Origin of the sequence: Kamptonema sp. PCC 6506, from assembly GCF_000180455.1 — a bacterium.
Lineage (GTDB): Bacteria > Cyanobacteriota > Cyanobacteriia > Cyanobacteriales > Microcoleaceae > Kamptonema > Kamptonema formosum.
In genome coordinates, this window is sequence record NZ_CACA01000098.1 from 26,438 (window position 1) to 44,131 (window position 17,694).

The window sequence follows — 17,694 nt, forward strand, 5'->3', positions numbered from 1 at the left end:
GGATGCAGAATCGGGATCAAATTCGCATTGCTTGGCTTGTCCCTGATGTCGAACTGGGAGCATACTGGCAACCAGTCTTGAGAGAATTTACTAAAATTTTTAAGCAGACTAAGTTTTATACCGGTCGCGTTTGGCCGGGATTTGATGAAACGCTACCAGGAGCTTCGGCAATTGAAATAGTAGGGGAGACTAAATTTGTTGAAACGACTAAGATAGAGATGGGTTACGATCGCGGCTTTCTGATGGTATCTCCGAGTATTATTGGTTACTTGCTGCAATTTCGACCTCATGTGGTTTTTCCTCAAGCTTTTTCGCTGTGGACTGTCTTGACAGTAGTCCTCAAACCGCTTTGTGGTTGGCGAATTGCAATTATTTACGATGGCAGTTCCCCCAACTCTGACTTTCGAGATTCGGGTTTTCGGACTTTTGCTCGACGCATTTTAGCTCGGTTTGCTGATGCCTTTGTTTCTAACAGCCAAGCGGGAACAAAATATCTGGTGGAAGTGCTAAATGCTCAACCAGACGAAGTTTTTACTAGAACTTATCTAGTTCCTGATACGGAAGCTCTGATGAAAAGATTGGAAAAAACAACTGTGCCTAATTTGCAGTTGCAGCGCCCAATCTTTCTCTATGTAGGGCGGATTACAGCTAGGAAGGGAATTAAGACTTTGTTAGAAGCTTGTGCAGTTCTAAAAAGTCATGGTTACTCTAATTATACGCTGCTAATTGTTGGTAAGGGAGATCAACGAGAGGAGCTTGAAGCGTTTATTAAAGAGCGCGAACTTCAAGAGCAAATAACTTGGGTGGGATGGGTTGAGTATGGAAGTTTGGGAGCTTACTTTCAGCAAGCTGATATTTTTGTATTTCCTACTTTTGAGGATGTCTGGGGGATGGTGGTGCCAGAGGCGATGGTGTTTGGTAAACCGATACTTTGTTCTAATGCAGCGGCTGCCTGTGAGCTGATTGTAGAAGGAGAAAATGGTTACATTTTCGATCCCCACGATCCTCAAAGGTTAGCGGAGGGGATGCGTCGTTTTCTGGATAATCCCGATTTAATACAGTCAATGGGAGAGTGTTCTCGTCAGTTAATTGCTCGCACAACTCCTACCAGTGCTGCTGAAGCTTATGCCGAAGTTACATCATTTTTAATGGGGGACAGTTAGTTGTTCGTTGTCGGTAGTTGGTGTTATTTTGTGCTCGCCAGCCTCAAATCCCAAAAGGTTAAAATTTGTTACTGTGACACTTGATACTATGGAAGGTGGGCTTGAGAATAACAACGACCTCAATAATACCAAATCCCAGGGGGAAAACTATTTTAATCCTAGCGATGAGAAAAATGAACCACTAGCCACTAGCCACTAACGACGAACGAGTAACCACCAACAACTAACAATCTACAGATGAAAATTCTTTTATCTGCCTTTGCCTGCGAACCCGGACAGGGTTCCGAAGAAGGAGTGGGCTGGAATACGGTGGTAGAAGCAGCAAAACACCAAGAAGTCTGGGTACTAACTCGCACCTTTTACCGTGAAGCTATTGAAGCTGAACTTGCTGAACGCCCGATCGCGAACCTACACTTTATCTATATTGAGCCTCTAGGTTGGAAAGAAAACTTTAAAGGCAGACAGGGGGGAGTGCAACTGCACTACTATCTGTGGCAAATTTTGGCTTATTTTGTGGCGCGATCGCTCCACCGTAAAATAGGTTTTGATATCGCCCGCCACGTTACCTACGTTAAATTTTGGTCGCCTAGTTTCATCTCGCTGCTGCCAATTCCTTTTATTTGGGGCCCCGTAGGCGGCGGTGAAGCAGCTCCCAGACCTTTTTGGAAAGATTTTAGCTTTAAGGGAAAACTTTACGAAACAGCGCGAGAATGGGCGCAGAAGCTAGGCGCAAGCGATCCGTTTGCGAGGATAACTGCCCGACGTAGCGTCTTAGCCTTGGCGACAACAGAGGATACGGCGAAGCGGGTGCGGGCTATGGGTGCGAAAAAGGTACAGGTGCTTTCCGAAGCCTATCTGTCAAAGACAGAGATGGCGAGGCTAAGAGAGTACAAGCTGCCGGAGGCTTCCCCGATCAGATTTATCAGTATGGGGCGGCTGCTGCACTGGAAAGGCTATCACCTAGCGGTGCGGGCATTTGGTATTGCCAACTTGCCCAATACTGAATATTGGCTGCTGGGAGATGGCCCAGAACGCGATCGCCTTGAGTCTCTAATTGCAGAATTGGGCATTGCTTCTCAAGTTAAGTTGTGGGGAAGGCTGCCACGTCAGGAAAGTTTGGGTAAGCTAGAGGAATCTCATGTATTGATTCATCCTAGCTTGCACGATTCAGGTGGGTGGACGTGCCTAGAAGGGATGGCTGCGGGTCGTCCGATCGTCTGTTTCGATCTGGGAGGCCCGGCTACCCAAGTGACCGCTGAAACGGGCATAAAAGTGCCTGGTTATCATCCCAAACAGGCAGTCAATGACTTAGCTGAGGCGATCGCGCGTTTGGCCGACGATCCAGAGTTGCGATCGCGCATGGGTCAAGCAGGTCAAAAACGGGTGGCAGAGGTATATGATTGGGATGTCAACGGTCAGTTCTTCGCTCAGTTGTGCGAAGACATCGTTGCCCAACAAAAATATAAACTTTGACTGGGTGCATTGGTTATTAGTTAGGAGTTATAGGTCAAAAAGTCCCTGTAATAAATAACAAATAATCTCTACAAAATTCACAATCCAAAATCTAACATCTAAAATCGAATGAGCGTTGTAATCATTACTGGATCGGCTGGTTTAATTGGTTCCGAGGCATCTAATTTTTTTGCCAGCCAGGGATTTGATGTGGTGGGAATTGATAATGATATGCGCCGCGTATTTTTTGGAGACGAAGCCTCCACTACTTGGAATCGGCAACGGTTAGAGCAATCCTTAAAAGGCAAATATCACCATGTCGAAGCAGATATTCGCGATTATGAAGCCATTGCTAAGGTTTTTAAGCAGTATGGTTCTGATATTAAGTTAGTAATTCATACCGCAGCTCAACCCTCTCACGATTGGGCCGCGCGGGAACCTCTGACAGATTTTACTGTCAATGCCAACGGCACGCTAAACCTGCTGGAAGCAACCCGACAATATGCAATTGAATCTCCATTTATTTTCACTTCAACTAACAAAGTTTACGGCGATACCCCTAACCGTTTGCCCTTGATAGAATTAGAGCATCGTTGGGAAATCGATCCTAGTCATACCTATGTAGGCGGCATCCGAGAAGATATGTCGATTGACCACACCTTGCATAGTTTATTTGGTGCTTCTAAGGTAGCGGCTGATGTTTTAGTTCAGGAATACGGCCGCTATTTTAATATGAAAACTGCCTGTTTTCGGGGGGGATGTCTGACTGGGCCCAATCACTCTGGTACTCAATTGCATGGGTTTTTAGCTTATTTAATGAAGTGTGCCGCAATGGGTACTCCTTACACAGTTTTTGGTTACAAAGGCAAGCAAGTGCGTGACAATATTCACAGCGCGGACTTAATTGCTGCATTCTATGAATTTTTTAAAGCTCCCAGAGTAGCAGAGGTTTACAATGCTGGCGGAGGTCGCCATAGCAATTGTTCAATGCTAGAAGGCATTCAGATGTGCGAAGAGATTACTGGTCGCAAAATGAATTGGAATTATGGGGAAACTAATCGAGTTGGCGATCATATTTGGTGGATTAGCGATAATGGGCGATTTGCCAGTCATTATCCCGAATGGCAGATGAAATATAATGTCAAACAAATCCTTGAAGAGATTTACGAATTTAACCGCGATCGTTGGTTAAAAGAGGTAGCATAATGATAGATCAAGGGAAGAAAAATGTCATTGGTGTTTTGGTAAATTCTCTAGATTATGAAGCGGCTGTTAGCACCATTATTACGGCCGCTCACCAACACCAACCAATGTCTATTTCCGCTCTCGCAGTTCATGGCGTAATGACGGGAGTTCTTGACAGAATTCATCGCTACCGACTCAATCATTTTGACTTAGTATTGCCAGACGGACAACCTGTAAGATGGGCATTAAATTTGCTCTATCATGCAGGGCTCCCCGATCGCGTTTGCGGGCCAACTACGATGTTATTAGTGTGCGAACGTGCAGCAGAAGAGGGATTGCCTATTTACTTGTACGGTTCTAAACCTTCCGTACTTGAAGCTTTATCCCACAATCTTTGCAAGCGTTTTCCTAAGTTAGTAATTGCGGGTTCTCAACCTTCTCGATTTAAGCAAGTTTCTGCGGAAGAAAAACGAGAAATTGTAGAACAAATTCGCAAAAGTGGGGCCGCAATTACTTTCGTTGGTTTGGGTTGTCCTCGGCAAGAAGTTTGGGCTTATGAATATCGCAATGATTTGTCAATGCCATTAATGGCTGTAGGTGCAGCTTACGATTTTCATGCTGGTAATTTGGCTAAAGCTCCTGAGTTTTTAGCTAGTTTAGGTTTAGAATGGGTATTTCGCTTGGCAATGGAACCGAAGCGTCTTTGGAAGCGATATCTTTTACTAAATCCGCTTTATATTTGGCTGTTTACTTTGCAGTCTTTGAACTTAAAGCGATTCGATCCTCAAGACACAGATCCCCCTTTGGAGGAAATGCGTTACGGCTAGGAATTTTAATACAGCATATTTCAGGTTTATGAAGGGACACGGCAATACTTATTGGTGTCAACTTAAAGCCGAAAGCCGCCAGGGACTTAAGTCCCTGGCTAATAGCTAAAGTCCTCTGAAGAGGACTTTAGAACTGCTTAGTCCTCTTGAGAGGACTTTAGTTTTGAGGCAGGGGTTTTAACCCCTGACGGACTAATAGTTGTGACCTTAAGTTGATATAATTGGCAATACCGTGTCCCTACTTGTTATCCTGACTATCTGCCACTGTAAGCGTTGATTCGTTCTTTGATAAACTTGATATAAAAATGCTTGAAAGTGGACTTAACCACGCGAGGCATTCCGAAATCTATCGGCATCATAGTTTCGGGTAGTTTCCAATCCAAAATCTTTAATTCTTCCGGTTGCAACAGGGGAAAATCAATTGCTTCTAAATTCGAGCAAAAACCCAATCTTATAGATGCCGCTACTGTGGGAACGCTTGCGGGTTCTACATTGACAATTTCTATTATAGAGCGATCTAGAGCAAATACATCGGACGACGCACCTAAAATCCCTAAATAGCGAGGTTCACCGCCGCTTGGGCCATTGCCTTCGTGACCAATGATGCCATCAATAATTGTCAAATTTGGGTTAATTGCCCGTGCGGTTTCTGCTAGCATTGTGCCAAAACGAGCGCTATCTTTACCTGCTTCCATGTGCCACCATGCTTTCATTTTTCCGGGGACACAACCGAACAGGTTTTTAACTCCCATTGTCACGGTTAATTGTGCGTGAGATTTCAGCTTGGGGATGTTAATGACTACATCTGCTTCCATTGCTTCTTTGCACAATCGCAAATGATTAAATTCCTCGCTGACTGTCTGATAACGCTTGCCTTGAAACTCAACTATTGGCAAATTTAGTTCTTCTAAAAAGGGCAAATAACCGTTAGCTTTGGCGACACCAATTGCACTCCCAAAAGCGGGACTATCTCCTAAAAATGGTTTACCACCTGCTGCGATTACCATTTTAGCAATGCAGTAAACTAATTCTGGGCGGGTGACGCATTCTTTAGTCGGGCGAGAACCAGTTAAAAGGTTAGGTTTGAGAAGGACGCGATCGCCTTTTTTCACAAAGGCACTCATCCCGCCTAGCGGTTCTAGCAGATTTTCTAGCGATTCCTGCAAGGCATGGAAATCGTAAGATTTGGCGCGAATCAAACTAACTTTAGCCATAAGTTAAGTAAGGAAGAAAGAAGAAAGGAAATGCAATCAAAAGAAATATTTTAGCAATTAAGAATTTTTAGAAAATTCTTGAAGTTGGCGAGAATTTTATTCAGTTGGAAATCTACCGGTTGCCGCCCGCTGCATGGTGGTGATTCGCTGAGAGTTAGGGAAAGTTCCCTCTCCTTGAATTTGAGGTATGGGCGGTTTTACTTCTACTTTTATCACCTTGGCTGTGTAGACGATCACTGTTTGATCGATTAAATGGAATGTTAACACAGGTTGCGCTAACAATTGGGGTAATTGTTGACTGAAGGTAGCGGCGGGAACAGGGATATTAAATGCTTCTGATTGACCGTTATCAAAATAAAAGGTAACTTGTGTCGCGTTGGTTTGGGCCTGGGTAGCAAAGGAACTTCTCATAATTTTTTAGTGGTTTTATTGGGGATAATTGCTAATGCCTAATTGGTAATCTCACTTGCTTGAATAACCGCTATATTTTGCACCATTGTCAATAAGAGACTTCCTTTCGGGGTGGGGGCGGGTTTATTTAGCCTCTTAGTACCTTTAAAACTTTTAGCGAACCCGCCCTCATAAGGGGCTTTGTCTATTCTTGAGAGTGGCGCAATACCTCAAATGCTCCCAAACTTATGTTCTTAATTGCAATTAGCTATTAGCCATTAACAATTAGCCATTAGCAATTTATTTCTGGCATAGCACTCATTTTATCTAAATCGAGAACTTTTGCCAAGTCTTCAGCACTCATTAAACCACGCTCTAGGACTATTTGCCGCAAAGATTTACCAGTTTCTAAAGATTCTTTGGCGACGGCGGCGGCGTTGAGATAGCCAATATCTGGGTTAAGCGCGGTGACAAGGGCGAGACTACCTTCAGCATAAGCGAGACAGCGATCGCTTTTGGCTTCTATTCCCTCCAGACACTTTTTACTGAGTGCGTTGATGGTATTGCCTAAAATTTCGATACTTTGAATCAAATTATAAGCAATGAGCGGCATCATTACATTCAATTCTAATTGTCCAGCTTGGGCGGCGAGGGCGATCGCGCTATCATAACCCATTACTTGAAAGCATACCATTGATGTCATTTCTGCCATCACGGGATTGTATTTACCGGGCATAATTGACGATCCCGGCTGTACGGGGGGCAATTGAATTTCTTTAAAACCAGTTTTTGGCCCTGAATCCATCAATCGTAAATCATGAGAAATTTTAACACAATCTTGGGCTAAATTGCGGATAGCGCCAGATACATTGACAAAGGGGGCCATACTCTGCATGGCGGCCATTAAATGTGGTGCGGGTTTAAGGGGTCGATCGATTAATTCGGAGAGAATTTTCGCGGCGCGATCGCAATATTGCGGATGGGTATTTAAGCCTGTACCGGCAGCGCTACCACCTAATCCTAATAATGTCAAGTCGCCGGAGGCAAGTTCAATTCTGTTGTAATGTTCTGTCAGAATTTGTGCCCAAGCGCGGAAGGTTTCACCTAATCGTATAGGGACGGCATCTTGAAGGTGAGTGCGACCAGATTTGACAATATCTTTAAATTCTTCGGCTTTGTTGTCAAGGGCGGAAATTGCATTAGATAAAGCCGGGAAAAGCGTCCTTTCTAAAGCTAAAAGTCCACCAATGCGAATCGCAGTCGGAATCACATCATTAGTCGATTGACCGTAATTAACATGATCGTTAGGACTAACTCGTTTATAGTTGCCTTTTTCATCTCCTAAAATTTCTAAAGCGCGATTTGCTAGGACTTCGTTAACATTCATGTGGTGAGAAGTTCCAGCGCCAGCTTGATAAACATCAACTACGAATTGATCGCGCAACTTACCTGCTAGGATTTCATCGATCGCTTGCACAATTGCTTGACTAATATCTTGGGGAATGCAGCCTAATTCGCCATTCGCGATCGCGGTGGCTTTCTTAATCAGAATACAGGCATCAATATAAGTTGGTAATGGTTTGATGCCACTAATAGGAAAATTTTCGACGGCGCGGAGAGTTTGGATACCATAATATACGGTAGATGGGATTTGTTTATCTCCCATTGAGTCGCGTTCTGTGCGGTAGGTTACGGTTTGTGGTTCTGTCATATTCGGGAGTTGGTGATAATATCGAATTATCGCACATTTAGAGGGAATTGCATTGACGAGTGAGGTTGAAAGAGAGGAATTAATTCGCCAACTGCGGGAGACTGGAGTTAAGCATAACCCAGATAACATTCTGCGGATTGCTAAATTGTCGGATGGTAGGATTGTTTTTTAGAGATTGGCAATGATATGGTGCAAAGAATTAAGCTGATGGCTGATTTTGATTGTTATCCCCTGTGGGATAGAGATGATGGCGGTGACATTGAACCCTGGGAGTTACCGCTGAGTGAGGAAACCATTGAAAGATTACTCAATTGGCAAAAGATTTATGATGGAATTATTGATTGGGACGATCCAGCTTCGGCGGGTTTTGCAAGCGAACAGGAAGAGATAGCTTTTGAAAGAGAAGGGATTAGTTTGTGGCAGCAACTTCAAAAGGAATTGGGAGATGAGTACGAAATTGTTTATTTTAGCCAATTGCAGCATCGGATTGTAAGCCATCTGGATGAATTGGAGGAAATTGATGTTTTCCAAAAGGCGGAAATTGCTTGATTAAATTGAGACTCAATCCGGTTTTATCACCCTTTTTTAAGGAACCATAGAGAATCAGAAGTACAGAGGAAAGAAGAAGAGAATAAAGGAGTTATTTAAAACCGGATATTGATTTAGTAAGGACTTATGCAAAACAACCTAACATTTTAACTTCACAGGCCAAATTCCAAAACCAATTAACCGGCCTGGAATATCCCGCAAAATTGGCAACCGCAAAAAACCCGGTAATGTAAACGGTTTGTCGCCATCCAGAGCACGGGCAATAATTTGTTGCTGAATTTGATTTTGAAAAGCCTGAATCGCTTTAATCGGGCATTCTCTCTGCCGTTGTACTTCTGCTAAATCCCACAGATGTAAACTGCCATTTTTTAATGGTTCGCTGAGGATATTAGCCGCCACGATTGCATCTTGAACAGCATAATTAATCCCCACACCACCAACAGGAGACATCGTGTGGGCCGCATCACCAATTAGCAACAACCCGTCGCGATACCACTGGGGAAGTCGATTCGATTCCACCGAGAGAAAAGCCATTTCTGACCAATCTTTGAGATGGTGGACGCGATCGCGAAATTCTGGCGCTAAATCCACGATCGCACGTTGCAATGTCTCAATACCATCAGCGCGAAGCTTTTGATAACTACCTTTGAGAATCACATAACCTAGCTGCCAATAATCGAGGCGATCGATAATCGCTAACAGGTGTCCGTCACGGATGCGGCCGTCTAAACCTTTCCCCTTTGGATCTTGTGGCGATCGCGGTAAACGAAACCAGAGAACATCCATCGGTGGGGAAGTTTTAATCGGTTCAAAACCTGCCAGTTGACGGAGACGGGAAAATCGGCCATCTGCGCCAATAGTCAGAGGCGATCGCACTTCATGCCAACCCCCTTTACCTCGATAGCGGACACCCCGAATCATCCCTTTTTCTGCAATCAGTTCCTGCACATTTGCACCCATGATTAACTGGAAATCCGGGTACTTTTTCGCCTCAGTCGCGATCGTTTCTAAAAATTTGACTTGGGGGAGAAGAGTGATATAAGGAAAGCGAGTTTTGAGACGACTAAAATCCGCCGCCTTCAGACTTCCGGTGGGTGTTTTAAAAGTGAGTTCGTGAATTTTGCTATGAGGTAATTCTAACAGGCGATCGGCTAAACCAAGTCGATCCATTAATTCCATTGTTGATGGGTGAATCGTGTCGCCCCGAAATTCGCGATCGAAATCCTGATGCAATTCTAAGAGGGTGACTGGGATGCCTTGGCGGGCTAAAAGTAAGCCGAGAACCACTCCCGCCGGGCCGCCGCCAACGATGCAGCAAGTAGTTTCCTGTACGTCAACAATCTCATGGTGATCGGTCATTGATTTCAAGGATTGAGGTAATTTGTACTTACGGAAATTTTAGTCTATTTTGCTACGATCGTGTCAAAGATATAGGACTTACTATGGAATCCCTGAAACCTGGTTTATGAGAGAATCTGTGGATAAAGGCGAAGTATTTTCGTCAAAAAACCCGGTTTATGAGGTTGGGTGCGTAAGTCCTGATATATTTGCAGCAATAGCAAAAGATCGTCGCTTTTCTCCCCTTCATAATATAATAGATGTCGGTGAGGAGCGAGAGAATGTTAACTAGACAATGACAACTGATTTTGAGTGGGATCGAGAAAAGGAAACAAAAAATATTAGAAAACACGGAGTTGCTTTTGATGAAGCACAGACTATTTTCGACGATCCATTTTTCCTTTCCATTGATGACCCCATACACGCCGTAGGCGAAACACGCTTTTTAGCAATTGGTTATTCTATGCACCAAAGACTACTAGCAGTGGTTTACACAGAGCGAGGCAATGCAACTCGAATTATTAATGCTAGAATGGTAACTAACTGGGAAAGGAGTATTTATGAACAAGGCAATTAATCCGATTGATGATTATGAAATGCCAGATGACTACTCAGAACTACTAGCGGGATATGATTTTAGCAAAGTAGTAAGAGGTAAATCTCGCCAATCTCATCCAAATCGACAAAAACCTCTAGTAAAAATTACTGGCAAAGACGGCGATAGATATGTGACCATCAGCAGGATAGAAGGCAAAGGAATTATTACACCTGATGGCAACCTACAAGTACAGTTTTTATCAGATGTTCCCCCAGGAAACCGCAGCGTTATCCTGACAATCAAAAAAATAGATGACTCAAACAATGATAGCTCAATCTCTAATAAAAATAAGAACAAAGAGGCGAGAATAACAACCATTGAAGCCTCAGCTATGATTGCACCAGATGGCAAACTTACAGCACAAGTTCCCTCTGAGATTATCCCTGGAAATTACCAAGTTTTCCTCAGAATAGAAGAACCAAGAGAACCAACTCCAGCAGAAATTGAGGAAAGTGAATCACACCTAACCACCCCACACCTAAGACAATCTTTAATAAAAACGGTCGAAAACTGACCCTGTTGCTAAAGCTTTGTTAGAGTTATCCTGTAAATCTATATAACTCCACAACCCGTCACGACGCGATCGCTAAATGACTCAAACCTCTACCCCAACCAAAACCAAGACTGACCTATTTTCCTTGACAATTGCCCCCGCCCGTGTCATCCGGGGCAAAAATGCGATGGCTGCGCCGGCCGAAGGCATCGCGCAATCAATAGATGCGATCGCCCAACTTGGCAACCGCCCCCTGATCGTCGGCGGCAAAAACTCCCTCGCAGCCATTCAACCCTACCTCGAAAATCAGCCGTTAGAGGTCGCCCAAGCCACCTACGGCCAAGATTGTAGCGAAAATAGCCTCAAAACCCTCCACGAAGCCGCGATCGCCCACAAAGCCGATTTCATCATCGGAGTCGGCGGCGGTAAAGCCCTCGATACCGCCAAACTCCTAGCCTACCAGCGCCAAATCCCGATCGCCACCATCCCCACATCCGCCGCCACCTGCGCCGCCTGGACAGCTTTATCTAACATCTACTCAGACCGAGGCGCATTCCTCTACGATGTCAGCCTCGCCAAATGTCCCGACTTACTGATCCTCGACTACAGCTTGATTCAAACCGCCCCCCAACGGACATTAGTAGCGGGAATTGGAGATGCGATCGCCAAATGGTATGAAGCCTCAGTTAGCAGCGGCCACTCCGAACAAACCATGATTATCGCCGCCGTCCAACAAGCCAGAGTCCTCCGCGATATCTTATTCCAAAAATCAGTTCCCGCCCTCCAACAACCAGGAAGCGAAATCTGGCAAGAAGTCGTAGACGCTACCACCCTCCTCGCAGGCGTAATCGGCGGTATCGGCGGGGCCCAATGTCGGACAGTAGCCGCCCACGCCGTCCATAACGGCCTCACCCACCTCCACCGCAAGGGAACCCTACACGGCGAAAAAGTAGCTTATGGGATCTTAGTGCAATTGCGGCTAGAAGAAATGCTGCAAAACTCCCAACTTGCAGCCTCAGCCCGCCAACAACTAATCAAATTTTATAGCGAAATCGGCTTACCCCAAACCTTAGCGGATCTAGGGTTAACCGATATCACCCTCGCCGAATTGCAAAACGCCGCCGAAATCGCCTGTCAACCTAACTCCGACATCCACCGCCTACCCTTCAAAGTCACCCCCGAACAACTCATGGCCGCGATGGTATCGACTACCGCCCCGATCGAAACAGGGCGTAACAACCTCGCAGCGACACTAGCCAACGAACAACCCTAAAAAATCAATAGGACTTATGCAGAACATCACTCTGTCATGGCGATCGCAACGAAGCAATGCCTTAGTTTTTGGTACAAAATGCCTAAGTCGCGATTAAAATGTAACCGCAGATACACGCAGATTGCTATGATGATTATCCGCCCGATCTCCGGTTAAAAATCAACTCCCTCTGTGCCTTTGCGCCTCTGCGGTTCGTTATTAAATAAAAACCTTATTTCCGATGACATTAGACTGGATTAGCCCCGCCGACAGATTACAAGCATTACCGCCCTACGTATTTGCCCGCCTCGACGAACTCAAAGCCCGCGCGCGCGAACAAGGACTAGACTTAATCGACTTAGGAATGGGGAACCCAGACGGCGCAACGCCCCAGCCCGTAGTAGAAGCTGCGATCGCAGCAGTTCAAAACTCAGCAAATCACGGCTATCCCCCCTTTGAAGGAACCGCCAGCTTCCGCAAAACCATTACCAACTGGTATCGCCGCCGCTACAACGTCGAACTCGATCCTAATAGCGAAGCCTTGCCATTATTAGGTTCAAAAGAAGGCTTAACTCACCTCGCGATCACCTACATCAACCCCGGCGACTTAGTATTAGTACCATCCCCCGCCTATCCCGCCCACTTTCGCGGCCCTGCGATCGCTGGCGGCAAAATTCACAGCATAATATTAAAGCCCGAAAACGACTGGGTAATCGACTTAGCCGATATTCCGGACACAGTAGCCGAACAAGCCAAAGTCCTCTATTTCAACTATCCCAGCAACCCCACAGGCGCAACCGCCCCCCGCGAATTTTTCAAAGATATAGTCGCCTTTGCCCACAAATTTCAAATCTTGCTAGTCCACGATCTCTGCTATGCGGAACTGGCCTTTGATGGCTATGAACCCACAAGTTTGCTAGAAATTCCTGGCGGTAAAGACATCGGCGTAGAGTTCCACACTCTATCTAAAACTTACAATATGGCCGGTTGGCGCGTCGGGTTTGTAGTTGGAAATAGCCGGATTATTCAAGGTTTACGGACATTAAAAACTAACCTCGATTATGGCATATTTACCGCAGTCCAAACCGCAGCAGAAACCGCATTACAATTGCCAGATCGATATTTGACCGAAGTACAGGAACGTTATCGCACTCGCCGAGATTTCCTAATTAATGGATTAGCAGAATTAGGGTGGAATGTACCGAAGCCTTTGGCGACAATGTATCTCTGGGTTCCCTGTCCCCCCGGAATTAGTTCCACTGATTTTGCCCTAAATGTTTTGCAGCAAACTGGAGTAGTCGTCACCCCAGGGAATGCCTTTGGGAGTGGGGGTGAGGGTTATGTAAGGATTAGCTTGATTGCAGATTGCGATCGCTTGGGAGAAGCATTGCGGCGGTTGAAGCAAGCAAACATTCATTTCTGAACTAAAAATTAAAAATTGCATACCCATCGGCAATTTTTAACTTTTTAATCTGCTATCTATGATAGCATTTCCAGCAAATTACTTACGATCTGTCATTGCGAGCAAAGCGAAGCAATCGCAAGGTTTTGAGATTGCTTCGGGCTTAGTTTGCTTCACTACGTTCGCAACTCCTCAGATTGCTTCGTTCCTCGCAACTGCGCTTCTCTTGACGCGCGGAACACAGCGAACAATGACAAGTGTTTAACGGGACATGATATGAGGCATCTAAGCCCTATGATGTTACTTTCGGGAGATAATTTTCTGGAACGAAAGCCTTTTTCTGCGATCGAAGTGACATCAGCGGGATGATAAGTAAATCTACCTAATTAAACATAAGATCGGGTGTAATGAGAGAAACAAAAATTGAGGGATTTAAAAAATCAGAACCAAAAAAAATTGAAAGTTTCGAGCAAAAATCCGCAAAAAATCCTGCGTTTTTTGCAGAATGAAAATCTGGATCTGCTAATCATATTTATTGCTCTCTTCATTATAGTTAGTGGGTTAGGTTTATCCTGGGCAGAACCACATTTATCCTTCATTGATGCTGTATGGTGGAGCATCGTTACATTAGCCACTGTTGGCTATGGTGACATAGCCCCTACAACACTTGTTGGTCGGCTAATAGCTGTCGTTAATATGTTTATTGGCATCGGTCTACTAGCCACATTCAGTGCGACAATGGCAACTATTTTAATAGGGAGAAAAATGAAAGACTATCTAGGTATGGGAGAGCGCAACCTTGAAAATCATACTATTTTGTGCGGATGGAATTATCGAGCGCGAGTAATTTTGAATGAATTGAGTATTGATACTCAAAATCAAGGAAAGTCAATGGTTTTAATTGCTGATATAGAAAGGAAGCCGCTAGATGAAATCGATTTTTTCTTTATCAAAGGTCAAGTGTGTGATGAAACCTTACATCGTGCCAACTTAGTTAAAGCTAAAACAGTGATAATTTTAGGTGACGATAGTTTAGAAGATACAGCTCGCGATGCTAAAGCTATTCTATCTACGCTGACTGTAGAGAGCATTAATCCCGATGCTTATACAATTGTAGAATTAGTAGATCAAGCCTACGTCAAGACTTGTAAAAGAGCTAACGCTGATGAAATCATCGTTAGTAGCGATTTAAGCAGTATGCTGATTTCTCAAGCAGCGCTAAATCATGGCATTACTAAAGTCATCTACGAGATATTGCGCTCGGAAGATGGCAATCAATTATATAAAGTTCCCGTTCCTAAATCTAAGATTGGACTAGCATTTATAGATGTATTGATATATATGAAACAAACTTATCAAAGTATTGTTTTGGCTGTGCAAAAAGGCATAGAAGGAGAAGTTATTTCTAATCCTCCAGCAAATTATAAGTTAGAAAATGATGACTATTTAATTCTCATGGCCACTGAAAAACCCCGTAGCAGTTAAGTCAAAGGAGGAAGGAAGAAAAATTTAGTTATCTAGGAGAGAAGGAAGAAGGAAGAAGGAAGAGGGAAAAAGTATTACCAATTACCAATTACCAGCTAACAGTTAACAGTTAACAGTTAACCGTTAACCCTTAACATTTCTAAGAACTTTGAATTTCCTCAATAATCCAATCAAAAGTTTCAAGAACCTGCTTAAGAACCGATTCATCCTGCAAAGTAGATAAAGGCAAACTAGGGGAACGTCTCTCCCCAGGATCTATTGGTAGCGACAGACCAATAGAACTAAATTTAGACCGCAATTCTAACCATTTATCTCCCTGATTAAAGGGCCACTGGGAACCATAATTACTAGAAGAAATCTCCAGCCTTCCAGAAATATCAACAGTAAACAACTGATAAGGTTTTCTTCCTCTTTGATTAAGCTGAGCAGCAAAGCCTCCATAAGTGTCACCTGTTCCCCAGTGTACCTCAACTTCAGGGTCTTGACTTTGTACCCAGTCGTGGATAGAACTAGCCATTTCCGCCTCATCTTCACCTCGCCTAGATTTCAATTCCTCAAAGAAAGAAACCTCATCCCAACGCCTTCTTTCACGAGTCGCGCTCGATTTTTTCTGCTGTGCTTCCGCCGTCTGGCCAATCACTCTAGGAACCAAGGTTTTTAAACCATCTTGGCTAACATATTGCTTAATTTCTAAAGCTAAAACCTCTACCGGGTCCATCTGTTCATTTAGAAATTCTACCACTCGCCGCATTTCTGCGGAAATCTCTTCTGCCACAAATACTAAACGCAATTTACCAGCTTGCAAATTAGTTTTTACCTTCTGCCAAAACCGATCCTCATTAGTATCAGCACCCAAAAATTCTTCAAAAATTTGTTCGGGATCGCGATTTTGTTCCCGGCAATTAGTTTCAAATAAACCAATAATTGACTCAATTGGCCAATAAACTACAGCATTAGCAGCATAATCAAGCATTTGACCAGTTATTTTTTGCCGGGTATCCGCACTGCGAGCACGCTTAACTTCTACCAAAGTAGGAATTGCATCTTGGTCAAGAAACAAATGATCTAAAGACCAACGACCAGCAGTTTCCTCTTCACTTAACAGTGCCACTTCCCGTGAAATTAACAGCCATCGCCTTGGTGTCGCTCTATCTATTTGATCGCCTGCTATTAGGTTAGGATAAGTTTCTAGCAATTCTTGAAGCTGATCTTCGGAATCATAGGGTTGTTCTGTCATTTCCACCAGCCGGTCGTCGTCCTGAATTAGATAAATGCCGCCGCCCATTAAAGTACCCCTAATTGATATTAGATGTTAGATATCAGATGTTAGATTGCGAACAGAATAAATAAGTAATTTCAGCTTATTTATTCTGGTGTTCCGAGTGTTGCGGTACTGCTGTTGACGGCTAAATTTTGCCCGCAAATACTTGTACTGCTGGCCCAGTCATATACAGCCTTTGATCGACCTGCGACCATTCAATTTGCAAAATACCGCCAGGGAGTTCAACCGCAGCTATGCGATCGCACTTTCCAGCTAACACTCCAGCTACCACAGAAGCACAAGCACCAGTCCCACAAGCAAGCGTAACACCAGCGCCTCTTTCCCACACCCGCATTTTCACGTAGTCTCGACGTATAATTTGGATAAATTCTGTATTTGTCCGCTGGGGGAAAACCGCGTGATGTTCAAATAGCGGCCCAATAGTTTCTAAAGCAATAGCTGAAACGTCCTCTACAAAGGTAATACAGTGTGGATTTCCCATACTAACGCAGGTAACTAACCAAGACTGTCCTGCTACTTCTAGGGGTAACTCTACAACTTTTCGATCGGGAGATTCTAAAGTTGTGGGAATTTCCGCAGCTAAAAGTCGGGGTATTCCCATATCAACTTTTACCTGACCATCAGCTAGCAATTCTGGGGTCATAACACCAGCAAGAGTATCAATACGATACTGAGTTTTAGCATTGACACCTTCTAAATCAGCGATAAACTTAGCTAAACAGCGAATACCATTACCGCACATTTCCGCTTCCGAACCATCGGAGTTGTAAATCCGCATAGTATAGTCCGTACCATTTTGCCCTGGAAGAGCAAAGATTACGCCATCTCCACCAATCCCAAAGTGGCGATCGCACAACTCCTCTGCTTGCTGTAGGGTTAAAATTGGTTCTGACTGATGACGATTGTCAATCAGAATAAAATCATTACCTAGTCCGTGATACTTAGTAAACTCAATTGCCATTTCAACGATTAGCTCCTAATTAACTTGATAAACTTCTATAGGACTTACGCACCGTAACGCAAATATAAAGGTCTGAGATTGCTTCAGGCTGGCTGCGGACTTGCTTCGTACCTGGCAATTGCGATCGAGCTTGACTCGCGATCGCGGAAGATTGTACAGAGCGTGTAAGTCCTCTTCCAATATCTTGACCGCTGACTCAACTCCTTACTCATTACCCATTACCTATTACCTATTCACGATTATGTCTGAATTCGAGACGGGATTGCCCAGCATTCGCCAAGTTCAAACCTACATCAAAGACAAACAAGAAGTAGAACTCAAACTCGTCACTAATGACCTTTTAGCTGGAAAAATTTTCTGGCAAGACCCCCATTGCATTTGCCTGCTAGACG

General features: G+C 44.2%; 19 protein-coding genes. 12 read left to right on the forward strand and 7 right to left on the reverse strand.

The window, feature by feature from the left end:
* The first annotated feature begins 2 nt into the window (after nt 1-2).
* The 4 genes from OSCI_RS05605 to OSCI_RS05620 all read left to right on the forward strand — a co-directional run bounded on the left by OSCI_RS05605 (nt 3) and on the right by OSCI_RS05620 (nt 4,627).
* Nucleotides 3-1,163 carry a glycosyltransferase gene (locus OSCI_RS05605; RefSeq protein WP_007353901.1) on the forward strand — a complete coding sequence of 387 codons (1,161 nt, stop codon included), beginning with the start codon at nt 3-5 and terminating at the stop codon, nt 1,161-1,163.
* Nucleotides 1,164-1,400: 237 nt separating this feature from the next.
* On the forward strand, nt 1,401-2,636 hold the full coding sequence (locus OSCI_RS05610) for a glycosyltransferase family 4 protein (RefSeq protein WP_007353903.1): 1,236 nt from the start codon (nt 1,401-1,403) through the stop codon (nt 2,634-2,636).
* Between the two features lie 108 nt (nt 2,637-2,744).
* Nucleotides 2,745-3,821 (forward strand): NAD-dependent epimerase/dehydratase family protein, encoded by a 1,077-nt coding sequence (locus tag OSCI_RS05615; protein WP_007353904.1) that lies wholly within the window; start codon nt 2,745-2,747, stop codon nt 3,819-3,821.
* Entirely contained in the window at nt 3,821-4,627 is an 807-nt protein-coding gene (locus OSCI_RS05620) for a WecB/TagA/CpsF family glycosyltransferase (RefSeq protein ID WP_007353905.1), read from the forward strand. Before OSCI_RS05615 ends, OSCI_RS05620 begins: the two co-directional genes overlap by 1 nt.
* 254 nt (nt 4,628-4,881) lie before the next feature.
* On the opposite strand, the gene OSCI_RS05625 is transcribed toward OSCI_RS05620, so the two are convergent.
* The 3 genes from OSCI_RS05625 to OSCI_RS05635 form a co-directional block, all read right to left on the reverse strand.
* Nucleotides 4,882-5,841, reverse strand: coding sequence for a DUF362 domain-containing protein (locus OSCI_RS05625; RefSeq protein ID WP_007353906.1), 960 nt, complete (start codon nt 5,839-5,841; stop codon nt 4,882-4,884).
* A 96-nt stretch (nt 5,842-5,937) separates the two neighbouring features.
* On the reverse strand, nt 5,938-6,252 hold the full coding sequence (locus OSCI_RS05630) for a hypothetical protein (RefSeq protein ID WP_007353907.1): 315 nt from the start codon (nt 6,250-6,252) through the stop codon (nt 5,938-5,940).
* Nucleotides 6,253-6,523: 271 nt separating this feature from the next.
* The gene (locus OSCI_RS05635) at nt 6,524-7,942 is read right to left on the reverse strand and encodes an aspartate ammonia-lyase (protein ID WP_007353908.1); all 1,419 of its coding nucleotides are present in this window, start codon (nt 7,940-7,942) and stop codon (nt 6,524-6,526) included.
* A 186-nt stretch (nt 7,943-8,128) separates the two neighbouring features.
* Here OSCI_RS05635 and OSCI_RS05640 point away from each other — a divergent pair, with 186 nt between their 5' ends.
* Nucleotides 8,129-8,491, forward strand: a complete 363-nt coding sequence (locus OSCI_RS05640; protein ID WP_007353910.1) for a hypothetical protein — start codon at nt 8,129-8,131, stop codon at nt 8,489-8,491.
* Nucleotides 8,492-8,629: 138 nt separating this feature from the next.
* On the opposite strand, the gene OSCI_RS05645 is transcribed toward OSCI_RS05640, so the two are convergent.
* Nucleotides 8,630-9,850, reverse strand: coding sequence for an FAD-dependent oxidoreductase (locus OSCI_RS05645; RefSeq protein WP_007353911.1), 1,221 nt, complete (start codon nt 9,848-9,850; stop codon nt 8,630-8,632).
* 106 nt (nt 9,851-9,956) lie between these two features.
* On the opposite strand from OSCI_RS05645, the gene OSCI_RS29630 reads away from it, so the two are divergent.
* The 6 genes from OSCI_RS29630 (at nt 9,957) to OSCI_RS05670 (ending at nt 15,059) form a co-directional block, all read left to right on the forward strand.
* Nucleotides 9,957-10,121 (forward strand): hypothetical protein, encoded by a 165-nt coding sequence (locus tag OSCI_RS29630; protein ID WP_155523391.1) that lies wholly within the window; start codon nt 9,957-9,959, stop codon nt 10,119-10,121.
* A gap of 3 nt (nt 10,122-10,124) precedes the next feature.
* Nucleotides 10,125-10,406 carry a BrnT family toxin gene (locus OSCI_RS05650; RefSeq protein ID WP_007353913.1) on the forward strand — a complete coding sequence of 94 codons (282 nt, stop codon included), beginning with the start codon at nt 10,125-10,127 and terminating at the stop codon, nt 10,404-10,406.
* Nucleotides 10,390-10,941: a hypothetical protein gene (locus OSCI_RS05655; RefSeq protein WP_007353914.1), complete on the forward strand. Its 552-nt coding sequence runs from the start codon at nt 10,390-10,392 to the stop codon at nt 10,939-10,941. The genes OSCI_RS05650 and OSCI_RS05655 overlap by 17 nt, the downstream gene beginning before the upstream one ends.
* Before the next feature lie 76 nt (nt 10,942-11,017).
* A complete protein-coding gene (locus OSCI_RS05660; RefSeq protein ID WP_007353915.1) occupies nt 11,018-12,193 on the forward strand; it encodes an iron-containing alcohol dehydrogenase family protein in 1,176 nt (391 codons plus the stop codon).
* 220 nt (nt 12,194-12,413) lie between these two features.
* The gene (locus tag OSCI_RS05665) at nt 12,414-13,595 is read left to right on the forward strand and encodes an aspartate aminotransferase (protein ID WP_007353916.1); all 1,182 of its coding nucleotides are present in this window, start codon (nt 12,414-12,416) and stop codon (nt 13,593-13,595) included.
* A 435-nt stretch (nt 13,596-14,030) separates the two neighbouring features.
* Nucleotides 14,031-15,059: a potassium channel family protein gene (locus OSCI_RS05670; RefSeq protein WP_234708706.1), complete on the forward strand. Its 1,029-nt coding sequence runs from the start codon at nt 14,031-14,033 to the stop codon at nt 15,057-15,059.
* 139 nt (nt 15,060-15,198) lie between these two features.
* Here the strand turns inward: OSCI_RS05670 and OSCI_RS05675 are convergent, their stop codons facing one another.
* The 3 genes from OSCI_RS05675 to OSCI_RS30580 all read right to left on the reverse strand — a co-directional run bounded on the left by OSCI_RS05675 (nt 15,199) and on the right by OSCI_RS30580 (nt 17,482).
* A complete protein-coding gene (locus OSCI_RS05675) occupies nt 15,199-16,344 on the reverse strand; it encodes a hypothetical protein (RefSeq protein WP_007353918.1) in 1,146 nt (381 codons plus the stop codon).
* Nucleotides 16,345-16,465: 121 nt separating this feature from the next.
* Nucleotides 16,466-17,302 carry a diaminopimelate epimerase gene (gene dapF, locus OSCI_RS05680; RefSeq protein WP_007353919.1) on the reverse strand — a complete coding sequence of 279 codons (837 nt, stop codon included), beginning with the start codon at nt 17,300-17,302 and terminating at the stop codon, nt 16,466-16,468.
* A 15-nt stretch (nt 17,303-17,317) separates the two neighbouring features.
* On the reverse strand, nt 17,318-17,482 hold the full coding sequence (locus tag OSCI_RS30580; protein WP_168371084.1) for a hypothetical protein: 165 nt from the start codon (nt 17,480-17,482) through the stop codon (nt 17,318-17,320).
* Between the two features lie 61 nt (nt 17,483-17,543).
* On the opposite strand from OSCI_RS30580, the gene OSCI_RS28220 reads away from it, so the two are divergent.
* On the forward strand, nt 17,544-17,694 hold a 151-nt coding region (locus OSCI_RS28220; RefSeq protein WP_071986226.1), incomplete at its 3' end, for an Hfq-related RNA-binding protein.

Excerpts from the sequence above, each read along its gene's own strand:
- OSCI_RS05605 (WP_007353901.1), top strand. The coding sequence starts at position 3 with ATGCAGAATCGGGATCAAATTCGCATTGCTTGGCTTGTCCCTGATGTC.
- OSCI_RS05610 (WP_007353903.1), top strand. The coding sequence starts at position 1,401 with ATGAAAATTCTTTTATCTGCCTTTGCCTGCGAACCCGGACAGGGTTCC.
- OSCI_RS05615 (WP_007353904.1), top strand. The coding sequence starts at position 2,745 with ATGAGCGTTGTAATCATTACTGGATCGGCTGGTTTAATTGGTTCCGAG.
- OSCI_RS05620 (WP_007353905.1), top strand. The coding sequence starts at position 3,821 with ATGATAGATCAAGGGAAGAAAAATGTCATTGGTGTTTTGGTAAATTCT.
- OSCI_RS05625 (WP_007353906.1), bottom strand. The coding sequence starts at position 5,841 with ATGGCTAAAGTTAGTTTGATTCGCGCCAAATCTTACGATTTCCATGCC.
- OSCI_RS05630 (WP_007353907.1), bottom strand. The coding sequence starts at position 6,252 with ATGAGAAGTTCCTTTGCTACCCAGGCCCAAACCAACGCGACACAAGTT.
- OSCI_RS05635 (WP_007353908.1), bottom strand. The coding sequence starts at position 7,942 with ATGACAGAACCACAAACCGTAACCTACCGCACAGAACGCGACTCAATG.
- OSCI_RS05640 (WP_007353910.1), top strand. The coding sequence starts at position 8,129 with ATGGTGCAAAGAATTAAGCTGATGGCTGATTTTGATTGTTATCCCCTG.
- OSCI_RS05645 (WP_007353911.1), bottom strand. The coding sequence starts at position 9,850 with ATGACCGATCACCATGAGATTGTTGACGTACAGGAAACTACTTGCTGC.
- OSCI_RS29630 (WP_155523391.1), top strand. The coding sequence starts at position 9,957 with ATGAGAGAATCTGTGGATAAAGGCGAAGTATTTTCGTCAAAAAACCCG.
- OSCI_RS05650 (WP_007353913.1), top strand. The coding sequence starts at position 10,125 with ATGACAACTGATTTTGAGTGGGATCGAGAAAAGGAAACAAAAAATATT.
- OSCI_RS05655 (WP_007353914.1), top strand. The coding sequence starts at position 10,390 with ATGAACAAGGCAATTAATCCGATTGATGATTATGAAATGCCAGATGAC.
- OSCI_RS05660 (WP_007353915.1), top strand. The coding sequence starts at position 11,018 with ATGACTCAAACCTCTACCCCAACCAAAACCAAGACTGACCTATTTTCC.
- OSCI_RS05665 (WP_007353916.1), top strand. The coding sequence starts at position 12,414 with ATGACATTAGACTGGATTAGCCCCGCCGACAGATTACAAGCATTACCG.
- OSCI_RS05675 (WP_007353918.1), bottom strand. The coding sequence starts at position 16,344 with ATGGGCGGCGGCATTTATCTAATTCAGGACGACGACCGGCTGGTGGAA.
- dapF (WP_007353919.1), bottom strand. The coding sequence starts at position 17,302 with ATGGCAATTGAGTTTACTAAGTATCACGGACTAGGTAATGATTTTATT.